The organism is Clostridium sp. ZS2-4 (assembly GCF_026719745.1).
Lineage (GTDB): Bacteria > Bacillota > Clostridia > Clostridiales > Clostridiaceae > Clostridium_H.
The window spans coordinates 43,056-59,681 of record NZ_JAPPRQ010000015.1; the positions used below are offsets into that span (position 1 = coordinate 43,056).

The window sequence follows — 16,626 nt, forward strand, 5'->3', positions numbered from 1 at the left end:
GAAAAGGTAGCATGGATGTTAATAATACAATGAAAAACTTAAAAGTATTATTTGTGGAAGACGAAGAAATAACTAAAGTTATGATTAAGAAAATGCTTAAGGAGAAATTTGGAGAAGTGTTTGTAGCTAAAAATGGAGAACAAGGGTTAGAACTTTTTCAAATTTATAGACCTCAGATAGTAATAACTGATTTGAAAATGCCTGTTTTAGATGGCATTACTATGATTAAAAAAATAAGAGAAATTGATAAGGAATGTGGAATTATTATTAATACTGAGGTTGGAGATGTGAATTATATATTGGAGAGTATAGATATCGGAATTGATAAATACTTAATAAAGCCTATTAGTAAAGAAGAATTGTTCAGAGGTATAGAAATAGTTATTGAAAAAATCTCTTCCAGAAAAGGCATTGAAAATCAGCTTAAAATTAAGCTGGAGTTTAGCAAAGAAGAAAAAGTTCAAATTGAGAATAAGATTAAGGCTAAAATTTCAGGTTTTTTCAAAACTAATATAGGCAAAGGCCCTCAGGATACTAAAATTTTCATAAAAGAAAATGTGATTATAATTAAAATATATGATATATTAACCAACATGGAAAAATCTTTACTTCAGGTTGAGAAAAATCATACTCTAGTTGAATATAATAGAAGGATTTTTTATAAGAGTAAGTATAAAGAATTAGAAAATATAGTTGAAACAATATTGAATAGGAAAGTAAAGCTTTCTAAAATTAAGGCGAATATTTTAAATAATATTGATGAGATAACCTATAAAATTTATTAAAAGAGGTAAAAAAGTACTAATATTACTAAAGTATTAGTTTCAACTATGAGTTTAGAATTGAAGTTTTAAGGAGTAAGGAGTATGGATATAGGTTTTTACATAACCAATATAACTTATGCTTTGTTGGGAATCTTGAATTTAATGTTAATTTGGAGAATTGCAGAATTTTTTACAATTTACTTGAAAAATATTACAATTTGTGATTTGAAAAAAAGAACTAATATTTTATTTTTGCTGCATATATTTTTTGCATTGTATTTAAGTATATTTGCAGAATATTATATATTTAAAAAATATAATGAAATTACTGCAAGTATGATAAATACAAAACATATGATTCTACATATAATTGGAATAATTTTATATACAAGTATTTTTCAAAAGATAAATAAATATATGTGTTATAAAATGAAAAATTCTATGCAAGTTAAGAAAACAACACTAATGAAAGATGAGTATTATATAGATGAAAAAACCCTTAGAAATATAGTGCTTTTGAGCAATGAGGGAGATAAGTGTACGTTTTCTTATGACATAGATAAAGAAGAAATTTCCGCTAATAGTAAAGTAGAGTCAATTATAGGATATAGTAAAGATGAATTAAAAGATATAAAACTAACTAATATAGTTAGTAAAATTCAAATAGGTAGGTTAAAAAAATTTTGCAGTCAGAAAAAGCATTCTTACAGTATCAATACAATAATTGATGTAAGAAGAAAAGATGGACAAATTATCATTGTATCAATTATAGGTGCAATAATAATAAATAAAGAGAAAAGGATATTAAAGGCTGCTGTTAGAAATGTAACGGAAAAAATAGGTGTAGAAATAGATGTATTAAAAATAAATATTTTATTAAAAGAAATAGTTCAAAATTTAGAAGGATATAGCTTGTTTGTAGTAGATAAGACATATAGATATTTATTAATAAATGAATCCTATAAAAATTTAGGGAAAGAAATACTTGGTATAGATATAAGTTTAGGAATGAACCATTTAGATATATTAGATATGAATAAAGAAAAAATTCTACTATATGGATTAAAAGATTTGAGTATAAAAAATTTAGAAAAGGCTCTTTCAGGAAATTCATCTAAAGATATTATAGAGATATCAAAAATAACAGGTAAAAAAGAATACTGGGATGTACATTATATTTGTTTAAGGGAGAATGACGAAATAATAGGAGCAGGAGTACTTATTGTTGATATAACAGAAAAACAAAATAGAAGAAAAGAAATAATTGAAGCAAATAAAAAAGCAACTGCAGCCAACAGAGCTAAGTCACAGTTTTTAGCAAATATGAGTCATGAAATAAGAACTCCCATGAATGGAATAATTGGTTTAATAGATCTTATGTTAAAGACAGAATTAAATGAAGAGCAAGTAAAAATGATGAATACAGCTAAAGATGCAGCCAGTATTTTACTTGATATTATAAATGATATATTAGATTTTTCAAAAATTGAGTCAGGAAAGTTTAAAATTATATATAAGCCTTTTAATTTTTATCAATTAATTAATGAGATTAAGAATGTTTTTTTTGTAAAAAAGAATCAAAAAAATATTCATATAGAATATGATATTGATAAAGGTATTAATACATATTTAATAGGGGACAAATTAAGGTTAAAGCAAATCCTAATAAACTTAATAGGAAATGCATTTAAATTTACTGAGAAAGGCAAAATTATAGTTAGAGTTCAAAGAGAATATATGGAATTTAACCTGAGTGATGAAATTTTATTAAAATTTGAAGTAATCGATACAGGTATAGGAATTCCAGAAGAACAAATTGATAATATTTTTGAAAGTTTTACTCAAGTAGAAGAAACACACGAAAAGAAGTACTCAGGAACAGGATTAGGTCTTGCAATTACTAAGCAATTAGTAGAAGCAATGGGAGGAAAAATAACTGTAAATACTAAATTGAATGTAGGAAGTACTTTTAGTTTTTTTATATTATTTAAAGAGATAAAGAATTATATGTCCCAGGAAATTATGGAAAAACAAAATGATGAATATATTCTTGAAGACTATTATAAATATACTAAAGATAAAAATATAAAAATTTTAGTTGCAGAAGATAATCAAATAAACCAAATATTAATGGAAAAATTAATCAATATTAATAGATGGTCATGTAAAATTGTACAAAATGGAAAAGAAGCAATTGAAATATTAGAAAAAGAAGATTTTGATATAATATTAATGGACATCTCCATGCCAGTTATGAATGGAATTGAAGCTGCGAAAATAATAAAAAACAATAAGAAGTGGAAAAATATACCTATAATAGCTTTAACAGCACATGCCTTAATAGAGGATAAAGAAAAATTTCTAGGTCTAGGCATGAGTGATTATTTATCAAAACCTGTTGATAGTAAAAAGTTATATTTTTCAATACTAAAAAATTTAAATTTACTAAATGATTTAAAGAATTTCAAAGCTGTAGATATAGAAAAAAAACAAGACTATAGCAAAATTGATAAACTTCAAAAGCTTCAAAGATTTGAAAATATTTTAGATGGAGATAAAAAACTGGTTTTAGAATTATCAGAGAAATTAATACATATGTTTTCAGAAGAGCAAATGAAAGAGCTTGCTGATATGGCTAACTTAAATAGTTTTAAGGAATTAAAAGAAAGGACTCATAAGTTAAAAGGAGCTGTTTTAAATTTTGAATTAACTAGTATATATAAACGTTTAAATGAAATAGATGTATGTATAGAGTCAGCAAAACCAGAAAAAGTTAATGAGTTTACAAGAAAAATATTATATGAAATAAAAGAATTTGAAGAAATGCTTATGTTGTACAAATGTGATAAGTAGAATAAATGCAATATATTTTGAAGCTTAACTTACCTGGTAGTTATAAAGTTTATATGGTATTAGTATAAAATGATACTCTGGAATAGGAATTAATATCTAAAATTATAGTATAGTAAAGGAATAGGGTTACATGAATATTGAAATTGTATTTATAGCATTGATGGGATTAGTTATAGGTTCATTTTTAAACGTATGTATATATCGTATACCTCGAAATGAGTATATTATTTTTCCAGAACCTCGCTGTACTAATTGCAGCACAAAATTAAAGCCTTGGGATCTTATACCTGTCTTAAGTTATTTATTATTGAAAGGCCGTTGTCGTTATTGCGGAAATAAAATTAGCTTTATGTATCCAATAGTAGAGATATTGACAACAATAGTGTTTGAAATTTTGTATTTTAAATATGATATAGGTATTATATTTTTTATTTATGCGTTTATGACTTCTATTTTAATAGTAATGGCTTTTATAGAGAGTGAACATATGATAATTCCCAATAGTATAGTTGTCATAGGTGTATTAGCAGGTGGTTGTGTAGTTATATATAATGCTTTTTATCCACTAGGTATTTATTTGGATGAGTATTGGTGGGATCCACTGCTTGGAGCCGCCATTGGATCAGGATTTTTATTTATAGCATCTTTTTTTGGTGCATTAATAAGCAAAACAAATGAAGCAATAGGAATGGGTGATGTTAGAATTATGGCACCTGTTGGATTATTCTTAGGGTGGACAAAAACCATTGTTATATTATATTTATCAATCATATCTGCAGTAGTTATAAGTATAATTTTAATTTTAATAGGGGTTAATACCAGAAAAGATAAGATAGTATTTGGGCCATTTATATCAATAAGTACATATATTACTATTTTATATGGACAAGAAATAATAAGTTGGTGGTTTAGAATTACTGCAAACTAGATAAATGCTTATACAAAATATTAACATATGATCCGATATATAATTTTAAAAATAAAAAATAACATTTACATAAAAAATAAGATAAAATGTATATAATATTTATTATTAGGAAATAAATTAATTTAAAATTTAATATATTATGTGGTGTGATTAATAGATAATAATAGTTTAGCTAGAGATAGACCAGCATATTAACACTGGAGGTACTTGAAATACAGGTACTTTTACAGAGTTTTTGTGCTGGTCTTTTATTTAAATATAATTCAAAAATATTTTATTTACTTAAGGAGGAAAAAATGAAAAAAAACAAACAACCGTATGCTGTTTACAGCTGCAAGAAAAAAGATTCATTAAATAAGTTAGTGGCGTCTGTATGTCTTACAACTTTATTAACAGTTAACTCTGCTACCGTATCTTTAGGTATGCAAGTTCCTAAAAAAAATTCACCTGTAGATGTGAAAAGTTATGCATTAAATTCAATTTCAACAAAAGCATCTAATGGAACTTCCAAAACAACACAAGACTTGAAAAATGTTGTACATGTAAAAGATTTGAAGAATTTGAATGCTAATCCTGAACCGCCTATACAACCAGAAGAATTTAATGCTTTAACATCTACTCAAGTAGCATCACTAGGAAATATGGATGATGAAAAAGAAATTGATAAGCTTGTTCATTATTCTATAAGTGAGCTTAGTAGGTTAAATTATGATGATCTTATTAATTATTTAGTAAAGCTTGATAAATATAAGTTTAATGCTAATTGGAGAATTAGAAATAAGTATATTGGTAAAGTGGCTGAGTTTGGCGAATATAAACAAGAGGTTTTTGATTTTTATAAGGATGAAAAACGTGTTCAAGCTCTTAGAGATGCCATTTGTGAAAGAGGAGCACAATATACTGATACAGATACAAAAGGTTTACCAACTATTATTGAAGTATTAAGAACAGGATACTATGTTGGATTCTATAATAAAGAAGTTGATTATTTTAATAAGCAGGAAGTAAAAGATAGATGTTTACCTGCAATAACAGCTGTTCAGAACAATCAGTATTTTACATTAAAAAGTAATGAACAAGCTTCTGTAATTAAGGCAATTGGAAGATTAATAGATTCAACATCTTGTAATGCAGATGTAGTTAATAAATGTGTACCTATTTTAAAAGAATATTATGATAATAGAGATGTCTATATAGGTAATAATGAACACAAAGAAAAAGAGTTTGCTGTTTATAACCTTATGGCTGGGGTAAACCATTCTATTGGTTTAGCTTTATTTAACAAAAATCAAAATCGTACTGATTCAAAAGAAATTCAACCTAAAGACACTGAATGGTATGGAAAAATTGATGAATTTATTGATTATTTAGGTAAGTTTGGTCTCATGGGAGATTTTAGTGAGCAAAGTGCAAGTTTAATAAATAATGGAATATGGATTACAGGAAAATTATCACCATATCACTCTGATCCTTCAAAGTGTAATTATGTATTAACTGAAGCTTTAAAAATGTATCCTAATACAACTGAAGCATATTTACAAGCTATATCTAGTATAGATGAACAGTTTGGCGGAGTAGATTATTATGGCAATAAAATAGATATGAAAGAGATTAAAGATAAGCTAAAAAGTAAATTGCTTCCTAAAAAATACTCTTTTGATAACGGAAAATTTGTTGTTATTGCTGGAGATAGAGTTACAGAAGAAAAAATAAAAAGGCTTTACTGGGCATCCAAAGAAGTACAATCTCAATTCTTTAGATCTTATGGAAGAGATGGAGCACTTGACCAAGGGCACCCGGATGATGTACTGACAGCTATTATTTATAATTCTCCGAAAGAATATAAAATGAATTTATTTTTAAATGGAATTCCTACGGATAATGGTGGCATGTATATAGAAAATGAAGGTACTTTCTATACTTGGGAAAGAACACCTAATGAAAGTATATATACTTTGGAAGAGCTTTTCCGTCATGAATTTACTCACTATTTACAGAGCAGATATGCAGTACCAGGTTTTTGGGGGCAAGGCATTTATCAAGGTGGAAGAATGACATGGTTTGAAGAAGGTGGTGCAGAATTAACAGCCGGTTCCACTCGTACTTCAAGTATTGTAGATAGAAAAACTATGGTAGGTAAGTTGCCGGAAGACCCTTCAAAAAGATTTAAAATATCACAGATTGTTCATGCAACATCTGTTACTAATGATTTATATACCTATGGATATGTATTTAGAAGCTATCTATACCATAATCGTTTAGATATATTTAACAAACTGGCTGAGTATATAAAAAATAATGATTCAAAAGGTTTTGACAAGTATGTTGATACATTAGCTAATGATGCAAATCTTAATAGAGAATATGAAAAATATATGCAGAAGCTATATGAAAACTATCATAGTTATACATTACCTTTAGTATCTGATGATTATTTAGTTAAACATCCATACAAAAATCCACAGGAAGTATATTCAGATATCACTTCTGTTGCAGCGCTTTCAAATGTTAAAGTGGAAGAAAATAGATCTGAGTTCTTCAATACTTTCACTCTAAGAGGAACTTATACAGGTAATTACTATCAAGGTAAAGAGCTTGATTGGAAGAACATGAACGAAAAAGCCAATGGTTTCCTAAAAACATTAGAAAAGTATCCATGGAGCGGTTATAAAACTTTAACATGTTATTTTACTAATTATAGACTAGATTCCAACTATCATTTCCAATATGATGTTGTTTTCAATGGAGTGTTGATTAAGGACCTTAATAACAAAGTACCTACAGCAAAAATATCTGGAGAATGTAAAGGTATTACAGGAAAAGTAGTGAAATTCAGTAGTAAGGATTCTGTTGATGAAGATGGTTCAATAGTATCTTATTTATGGGATTTTGGTGATGGAACAACAAGTACGGAAGCTAATCCAGAACATGTATATTCTAAAGGTGGCAACTATACTGTGAAGCTTACAGTAAAAGATAGTGACGCAGCAACTAGTTCAACAAGTACTACTGCGGTGTTAACTGACTATCTTCTTACAGAAAGTGAACCTAATGATCGTGACGATGATTATAAAGATGCAAATGGACCAATATTTAATGATATTGATGTTACAGCTAAGCTTGATGAACAAGATTCTACAGATCATTTCTATTTTGATGTTTTATCAGATGGAGAGGTGAATATAACAATTAATAACAAAGGTGATGACAATATTCATTGGTATGTAAATAAAGAATCTGATTTGAAAAAACCTTATGCTGATGCAAAAACTCATGGTTCACAATTAAAAGGTTCTTTTACAGTGCAACCAGGCAGATACTATTTAACTGTATATCACTATCCAGATAAAAAAGAAAATTATTCAGAACATGAATATACAATTAATGTTAATGGACCTATTCAAACTGCTGAGAAAATTAATACTATAGTAAGTTTAGAACAATTACAAGATTTGGAATTGAAGGTTGGGGAACAATATACTCTTCCAGCAACTATAAAGGCAACCATGAATGATGGAAGTGTACAAGATATGGCTGTTACATGGAATGACACAGTAGACGCAAGTAAAGTTGGTGAATATAGCTTAGAAGGAACCATTGAAGGAACAGATTTAAAAGCGGTTCTAAAAGTAATTGTGAATAAACTAAATAATGGAAATGCGACTAAAGATTATATAAATGCAGAGAGTGAACCAAATAACTCCTTTGATAAGGCAAATGGAGCAATAGTTTCTGATGTAAGTGTGTCAGGTAATTTAAATAAAGATGATAATATAGATATGTTCTATTTTGATGTTAAATCAGAAGGGGATATAGATATTACAGTAAAAAACAATGGTAATTCAAAAATGAACTGGCTTCTTTACAGGGAATCAGATCATGATAATCATGTTGCATATGCTCAAGAGGGTACTGATGAATTAAAAGGAAAATATCATGCAAAACCAGGCAGATACTACTTGAAAGCATATATGTATGAGGGCGATACAGCTTCATATACTGTTGATGTAAGTGGAGATATTGGAACTGCTGATACTAGCTCAAATGAAAACTTTATAAAAGTAGAGAGTGAACCAAACAACTCTTTTGAAAAGGCAAATGGAGCTATAGTTTCTGATGTAAGAGTGTCAGGTAATTTAAATAAAGATGATAATAAGGATATATTCTATTTTGATGTTAAATCAGAAGGAGATATAGATATTACAGTAAAAAACAATAGCAATTCAAAAATGAACTGGCTTCTTTACAGTGAATCAGATCATGATAATCATGTTGCATATGCTCAAGAGGGTACTGATGAATTAAAAGGAAAATATCATGCAAAACCAGGCAGATACTACTTGAAAGCATATATGTATGAGGGTGATGCAGCTTCATATACTGTTGATGTAAAGGGAGACTTAAATAAAAATTAAATAGTATGAGGAGGAGAAAATGAATAAGCTATTTTTAACAAAAGGCATATCAGTAGTATTGTTTATTATTGCTATTTTTTTCTACAGTGGACAAGTTGCTGTGGCAGCTCCACAAAGTTTTATGCCCGTAAAACTAACTCAACCCAATGGGGATGTAATAGAATGCTTTGTAAGTGGAGATGAAATTTTTAATTATTACCATGATGGTGAGGGAAAATTAATAATTAAAAATCCAGACACAGGATATTACACATATGCAAAATTTGAGAAAGATGATTTTAAACCTACAGATAATATCGTTACATCACAAGAAGTGAAAAAAATAAATAGTAAATATGTACCGGGAAATAATCCGGAGAGTATATTGCCTGTAAAACAAATTAATATTGCAAAAGAAAAACATCTACATGACAAATTAAGAAATGAAATCACCGAATTAGTCATGACAAAATGCAGTGATAAGGATTTAGAAGAACTTAAACAGGTAGTAGAGTCTTTTTTAGAAGAAAAAGATACTGATATACATGTAAAAATGAAAAAAGTGTACAAGCTAAAATTGAACAAGTAGGAGGAAGAAAATGAATAAATCAAAAATTAAGAAAATCATAGTAGGAACATTAGTTAATTTAAGTATTTTTTTAGGTACAGGAATAGGAGCACAGGCAGCACCTTTAAGTTATGCTCCTGTAAAATTAGTTCAACCTAATGGAGATGTAATTAATTGTTATGCCAGTGGAGATGAATTTTTTAATTACTATCACGATGCAGAGGGTAAAATAATAATAAAAGACCCAAAAACAGGTTACTATACCTATGCAAAATATGTAGATGATAAAATAGAACCAACTAAATACAATGTTACTTCATATGATATGAAAAGAGTAAATAGTAAAGCTTTAAATGAGAATGAGTTAAAAAAACCAGATATTAAGATACCAACAGAAGAAATAGAGAAGGCTAAAGAAGAAATGTTTCCACAGCAATTACAGCCTAAGCTTAAAAACTTATCTCAGAGAAGTGGAAAGATAAATAACATTGTTATATTTATAAAATTTAGTGACCAAGAGGATTTTCAAAACTTTAATTCATATGATGAAAAATTCAACAGCACTAGACGAGGGGTATATTCATTAAGAAACTACTATAGAGAAGCGTCATATAACAAGCTTGATATAGAGACTACTTTTTACCCAAGACCACAAGGAAATACAGTATTAACATATACTGATACTCATCCAAGATCATATTATGCTAATCCTGGATTTGAAAAAACGCAAAGAGAACAAACTTTAGTTAAAAATGCTATTGATTATGTTAAGGATCAAATACCAAAAGATTTAGATTTGGATTTTGATAATGATGGTAAGGTAGATAATATATGCTTTGTAGTAAAAGGACAGAACGAAGGATGGTCCTCACTGCTATGGCCGCATATGTGGTGCTTATACACACAACACGAAGAGATTAATGGAAAAAGAGTGTGGAATTATAATTTCCAATTGGAGAGTATGATGGATGTTTCAACCTTATGTCATGAAATGTTTCATACTTTAGGAGCACCAGATTTATATAGTTATACTAATAGAAATATCGCTCCAGTAGGTGCATGGGATATAATGGCATCAACTGGACGTACTCCTCAGCAGATGGATGCACATATGAAATATAAATATGGTAAGTGGATTAATGATATACCTGAAATCAAAAAAAGTGGAAGGTATACACTAAAACCTGTTACTTCCTCAGATAATAATAGCTATATGATAAAACTTCCTGGAAAATCAGATGAGTATTTTATGGTTGAATTTAGAAATAAAGGAGATTTTTATGATGCATCAATACCAGATACAGGTTTGATTATATATAGAGTAAATACTAGATATAATGGAGTTAATAATGGAGGAGATGAAGTATATGTTTATAGAAAAGATGGATGGTTATGGAATGCAAATTTAAGTGACAAAGCAGGAAGAGATAGTTTGGGAGGAACAGAAAATCCAATATTCTATTCAGATGGTACAGATAGTGGCTTAAAAATTGAAAATGTTGTAGTATCAGGGGATGATGTTTCTTTTGATGTTAGACTTCCAGGTGAACAGATTAAGGAACTTCCATTTAAAGGAGATATTGAGACAATAAGAGATGGACAAGCTATGAAAGATGCTCAAGAAATTAAGGGTTGGTATGTATATGGAAAAGATATATCAAGAGTAGAAATATTTGTAGATGATATCTTTGTAGGAGCAGCTAAGCAAAGTTCAAGAGAAGATTTAACTGAACAATTAAAAGACTATTCTCTTGATAATGCAAATTATTCATATATGTTAGATACAAAAAGATTTGCAAATGGAAATCATACTCTAACAGTAAGAGCAGTAGGCGTAGATGAAAAGGTAGATGAAGTAAGAAGAAGTATCATAATAGATAATAAAACAACTGGAGATGACGAAATAACTGCAGATGATAATCAAGTATATCTTTCTGACTTAAACTGGCAATCAGCAAATGCAGGTTGGGGACAAATTGGAAAAGATATAAGTATTAATAAAAATGCAATAACACTTGATGGTAAGAAATATGAGAAAGGAATAGGAACTCATGCTGATAGTGAAATTATTTACACATTAGATGGTAAATACTCAAGATTCATATCAGATGTAGGAATAGATGATGAAGTTGGTTTAAATGGTTCAGTAGTATTTAAGGTATTTGGTGATGGAAATCTTCTTTATGAAAGTCCAAAGGTAACAGGAAATGATAAGGCTCAGCACGTAGATATTGATGTAAAAGATATTAATGAACTTAAGCTTATCGTTTCTGGAGAAAGTGATGGTATAGACTATGACCATGCAGATTGGGCTGAAGCTAGAGTATTGAAACCTTCTAAAACAAACGGTACTTTGACTGCTGAAAAAGAATCAAATGATACTTTTGAAAATGCAAATCATATATCTATGAATAATAAATTATCAGCTAGTTTTAGCAAAACTGATGATAGAGATGTCTATTACTTTGATGTAACATCACCTGGCAAGATAGATATTAAAGTTAATAATGATGGAAAATCAGGACTAAACTGGCTTTTATACCATGAATCAAATCTTGATAAGTATGTTACTTATGCACAAGACAATAAAGGAGAATTAACAGGTTCATATCAAGCGGAACCAGGAAGATATTATTTATATGTTTACAAGTATTCTGGAGATAATTCTTCATATACTGTTAATGTAAGTAATGACGCTGAATAAATTATAGTTATAAAAAGGATTATTAGTGAAAATATAAAAACTTAATGAAACAAGACAACAGGCACTAGAGTGTTTGTAGACTAAAACTTCTTAAGAATTTTAGAATAAAAATTCTTAAGAAGTTTTTTTAGTAGGTGAGAAGCGGTATCTTTTTTAGTTTTTTAAATTGTGTGAAAAATAATCATTATTTGTAATTTTATGCTAATATAAGATATAAACTTTCAATATAAATGGGGTAACTTATTATGAGCAATGAAAAAATTCTTATAGTAGATGATGATAAAGAAATCATTAATTTAATTGATTTCAACTTAAAAAATGAAGGGTACGATATTTTAAAAGCATATGATGGAAATGAAGCCCTTCATTTAGTAGAAAATAATGATATTCAGTTAATACTTCTTGATGTAATGATGCCTGAAATTGACGGCATGGAAGTTTGCAGAAGAGTACGAATGACAAAAAACATTCCAATCATAATATTGAGTGCTAAATCTTCTGAAATAGATAAAGTTATAGGGCTAACTGCTGGTGCAGATGATTATGTAATAAAACCTTTTAGTACTGTGGAGCTTATTGCAAGAGTAAAAGCACAGCTGCGAAGATATATTTATCTAAACAATAGTGATAAAGAAAACTCAGAGGAATATTTAATAAACATTAGTGGACTACAAATCAATAAAGAAACTCTTAAAGTCAAAGTATATGGAAAAGAAGTTAACTTAACAAAAACTGAATACGAAATTGTATTACTTATGGCTGAAAATCCAAGCAGAGTTTTTCCTATGGAAGAAATATTTGAAAGGGTATGGAAGGAAAAATATTTTCAAGGAAATAATACAATAATGGTTCATATTGCTAGAATTAGAGAAAAAATAGAAGAAAACCCTAGAGAACCTAAAATTATAAAAACTGTTTGGGGAGTTGGATATAAAATTGAAAATTAGTTTATTTAAAGGAATTCAATTTAAAATATTAAAATCTTTTGTACTTAGTATTTTAGTATCAGTTATTTTAACTATTTTTTTATTATTTGAATTTTTAAAAGTAGAGTATAACGTTGATTATTCTAATTGGGGTGAATGGTCTAATAAACATGTGAATCAAAATGCATATATTCTAATTGCATTCTTTCTTATTTTTGTTTTAATAACAACTGTATTTTTTTATATATTCACAAGAAAAATGATTTATCAGATGAATGATATAAATAAAAATATTACGTTAATTTCAGAAGGAAATTTTAATATTACTATTCCAGTAACTACAAATGATGAAATTGGTCAAATAGCAAACAATATCAATATTATGTCTCGTAAATTAGAGGATTTAATTAAAAAACAGCGAGAAAATGAAAAAGTTAAAAATGATATGATAAGCAATATTTCTCACGACCTAAGAACTCCTTTAACATCAGTAATAGGTTATGTGGAACTTATGAAAAAATTAGAATATAAAGATAGCGAAGTATACAATAATTGTATAGATATTATATTAAAAAAATGTGATGAATTGAGAAACTTAATAGAAGATTTACTTGAATATACAAGTATTAATTTTAAAGGAATTAACCTAAAAAAAGAATCTATAAGTATAAAAGATGTAGTAGAACAGGTGATAGTTGGTTTTATACCAACTCTTGAAAAGGCTGAAATGTCTTTTAACATTAAGTCACCTGATGAAAAAATATTTATTAATGGAGATATAAGCTTAATAGTAAGACTCTTTGAAAATATAATAAATAACAGTATTTTTTATGGAAAGAAAGGGAAAAAGATTAATATTAAAATTATGCTGATAGATAACATGGTTTCTGTAAAAATAATAAATTATGGAAATAAAATACCAATAGAAGATCAATCTTATATTTTTGAAAGGTTTTATAGAAGTGAAAAGTCAAGAAATACTAATACTGGAGGCAAAGGTATGGGACTTGCCATAGCTAAAAGTATTGTTGAAGTCCATAAAGGAAATATTAAGGTAACTAGTAATGATGCTGAGACAAGCTTTGAAGTATTATTACCAGCTTGTATATAAAATTGTAAGGTTTTCGTAAGAATTTATTAAATGTTTTGTAAGATGTTTTTTCTAAACTTATCTTAAAGTTAAGTTTAGGAGGGTTATCCATGAAACATATTAATAAATTCTTATTTTTTTTAATTTCTGTTTTTGTATTTATAAATTTTTTAAAATCTTGTACTGTATCTGCTAAGGAAGTGAATAGTTCAGAGTTAAAAGTATTCTTAAAAAAAACAATAAAAGAAAACTTTGAAAAATATAAGCTTCCAAGTTTAAGTATAGTAGTTGTTAAAGATGGACAAGTGATTTATGAAAATGCCTTAGGATATGCGGACATTGAAAATAAAATCAAAGCTGATGCACATATTACTGTTTACAGAATAGGCTCTATATCAAAGCTTTTTACAGAAACTGCAATTATGCATCTTTATGAACAGGGGAAAATTGATCTGAAAGAAGATGCAAATAAGTATTTAAAAGATATCAAAATTCAAAATAAATTCATCAAAAAAGTAACTGTGGAAAATTTACTTACACATACTTCAGGGATAGATGAAGCCACAACTCCATATGGTGCAGCAAAAACTGATAAAGATATGATAAATTTATCTCAATTTTTAAAAAAGCATCCTCCAGTTGTTGTAACAGAACCAGGAAAAATATGTTTATACAGTAACATAGGTATAGATTTATTAGGAAATATTATAGAAAATGTATCTGGAATAAAATATGAAGAATATATACAAAAAAATATTTTCAATGTTTTAGATATGAAAAATAGTAAGGTAGCATTACCCATAAATAATATGGCGAAAAACTATGATTCATTAGCTTCAAGTGAGTATTATTACTACAATGATAATCCAGCTGGTGGAATAAATTCAACACCAGCAGATATGGGGAAATTTATGATAGCACATCTGCAAAATGGAGTATATAAAAATCAAAAAATGTTAAAGGAAGAGACAGCAAAATTAATGCATGAGCATCACTTTGCAAATAATAATAACTTAATAGGAATTGGCTATGGATTTTGGGAAAAAAATTTCAATGGAAGAAGAATTATAGGTCATGAGGGAGCATTTGCAATAGGATATTTTGGTGACATGTTGCTTTATCCAGAAGAAAACCTTGGAATGTACATAGTATCAAATAATTTAACGGTAGCAGCTCATGCTATACTAAATATAGAAAATTCTTTTTTTAATAAGTTTTATCCCGATAATACTACTAAAGCTTATAGTAATAGTACAATGAACTCTGATGATGCTGCTAAATATATAGGTACTTATAGATCTTACCATGACAGTGCGAAAAGTAATTTTTCCAAATTCATGAGCTTTTTGGGAGCAATTGATGAAAATGAGGATGTACAAATTGACTATGATAGAAACAAGAGTACACTGATTTATCATGGAATAAGTCATTTGAAGCAAAAGGAAGATGTGGCTTTGATAAAGACTTCAAACAATCTTTTCAGAAGAGCTGATAATAATGATTTAGTTGCCTTCAGAGAAGAGAAGGGCAAAGTTAAATATGTTTTTTTAAATAATGCACCTTATGATAGCTTTGAAAGGGTAGAGTTTAAAGACAATTATAAATTGAACTTAGCAGTATTTATAATTGTAGCAGTATTTTTCATATTTCAGGTACTAAAGAATTTATTTTTATTATTAAAAAATTTGTGTAAGAGGAAAGTTTTTTATAATCATCAAGAAATTGAGTTTTTTACAATTGGCAGCAGTAAAACATTTAAATTAATGATTTTTACTATAAGCTTGATAAATATAATAGCATTAGCTGGAGTACTATACTGGATAATATCCTTTGATATGTATTATAGTGTAACTTGGTATATGAAAGTTTCTTCAATTCTTTTAATAGTTTCAACAATTTTAGCAGTAGGAAGTGGTATTATATTTGTATTAAGCATTAAGAAAGAAAAAAACAAACTTTCCTATAAAATTTTCGGTTCTTTTAGCTTGCTTAATATATACGCTTTCGTATTATTTTTATATAATTTAAACCTACTTGGGTTTAAATACTAATTCACATTAACATACTTAGGAGAAAAAATTATGAGTGATGAACATTTTGAAAAAAATCTTAACATAAAAACATCAGGAGATCAAAAGGGAGTTTATGACTCCTTTCATTATAATAAATATGAATCAACTTTTTATGATGCTTTAGAAACCTTGTTTAAAGATTATAAGTTAAAGGAAAATGATAGTATAGTTGACTTTGGGTATGGAAAAGAAAGACTTGATTTTTATTTTTAGGATAGAAAATAAATGAAAACATATAGGAATTCAAATAAAAAGTTGAAAAATATCGATAAATAATAAATTATAACTAAATATACTATTAAATGTAAATTGAAGAAATTAATAATA

The 16,626-nt window shown here is 27.7% G+C and carries 10 protein-coding genes; all 10 read left to right on the forward strand.

Going from position 1 to position 16,626, the window contains the following annotated elements; all coding sequences use genetic code 11:
• Positions 1 to 11: 11 nt before the first annotated feature.
• Complete coding sequence (locus OIO11_RS02815; protein WP_268069839.1) at positions 12 to 785, forward strand: Na-translocating system protein MpsC family protein; 774 nt, start codon at positions 12 to 14, stop codon at positions 783 to 785.
• A gap of 81 nt (positions 786 to 866) precedes the next feature.
• Complete coding sequence (locus OIO11_RS02820) at positions 867 to 3,617, forward strand: ATP-binding protein (protein ID WP_268069840.1); 2,751 nt, start codon at positions 867 to 869, stop codon at positions 3,615 to 3,617.
• A gap of 130 nt (positions 3,618 to 3,747) precedes the next feature.
• Entirely contained in the window at positions 3,748 to 4,545 is a 798-nt protein-coding gene (locus tag OIO11_RS02825; RefSeq protein WP_268069841.1) for a prepilin peptidase, read from the forward strand.
• Between the two features lie 296 nt (positions 4,546 to 4,841).
• A complete protein-coding gene (locus OIO11_RS17105) occupies positions 4,842 to 8,960 on the forward strand; it encodes a collagenase (protein WP_326497910.1) in 4,119 nt (1,372 codons plus the stop codon).
• 19 nt (positions 8,961 to 8,979) lie between these two features.
• On the forward strand, positions 8,980 to 9,528 hold the full coding sequence (locus OIO11_RS02845) for a hypothetical protein (RefSeq protein WP_268069842.1): 549 nt from the start codon (positions 8,980 to 8,982) through the stop codon (positions 9,526 to 9,528).
• A 10-nt stretch (positions 9,529 to 9,538) separates the two neighbouring features.
• Positions 9,539 to 12,211 (forward strand): NPCBM/NEW2 domain-containing protein, encoded by a 2,673-nt coding sequence (locus tag OIO11_RS02850; RefSeq protein WP_268069843.1) that lies wholly within the window; start codon positions 9,539 to 9,541, stop codon positions 12,209 to 12,211.
• A gap of 245 nt (positions 12,212 to 12,456) precedes the next feature.
• Positions 12,457 to 13,158: a response regulator transcription factor gene (locus OIO11_RS02855; protein WP_268069844.1), complete on the forward strand. Its 702-nt coding sequence runs from the start codon at positions 12,457 to 12,459 to the stop codon at positions 13,156 to 13,158.
• Entirely contained in the window at positions 13,148 to 14,248 is a 1,101-nt protein-coding gene (locus tag OIO11_RS02860; protein WP_268069845.1) for a sensor histidine kinase, read from the forward strand. Before OIO11_RS02855 ends, OIO11_RS02860 begins: the two co-directional genes overlap by 11 nt.
• 89 nt (positions 14,249 to 14,337) lie before the next feature.
• Entirely contained in the window at positions 14,338 to 16,278 is a 1,941-nt protein-coding gene (locus OIO11_RS02865) for a serine hydrolase domain-containing protein (RefSeq protein WP_268069847.1), read from the forward strand.
• A 30-nt stretch (positions 16,279 to 16,308) separates the two neighbouring features.
• Positions 16,309 to 16,512 carry a hypothetical protein gene (locus tag OIO11_RS02870; RefSeq protein ID WP_268069848.1) on the forward strand — a complete coding sequence of 68 codons (204 nt, stop codon included), beginning with the start codon at positions 16,309 to 16,311 and terminating at the stop codon, positions 16,510 to 16,512.
• The last annotated feature ends 114 nt before the right edge of the window (positions 16,513 to 16,626 follow it).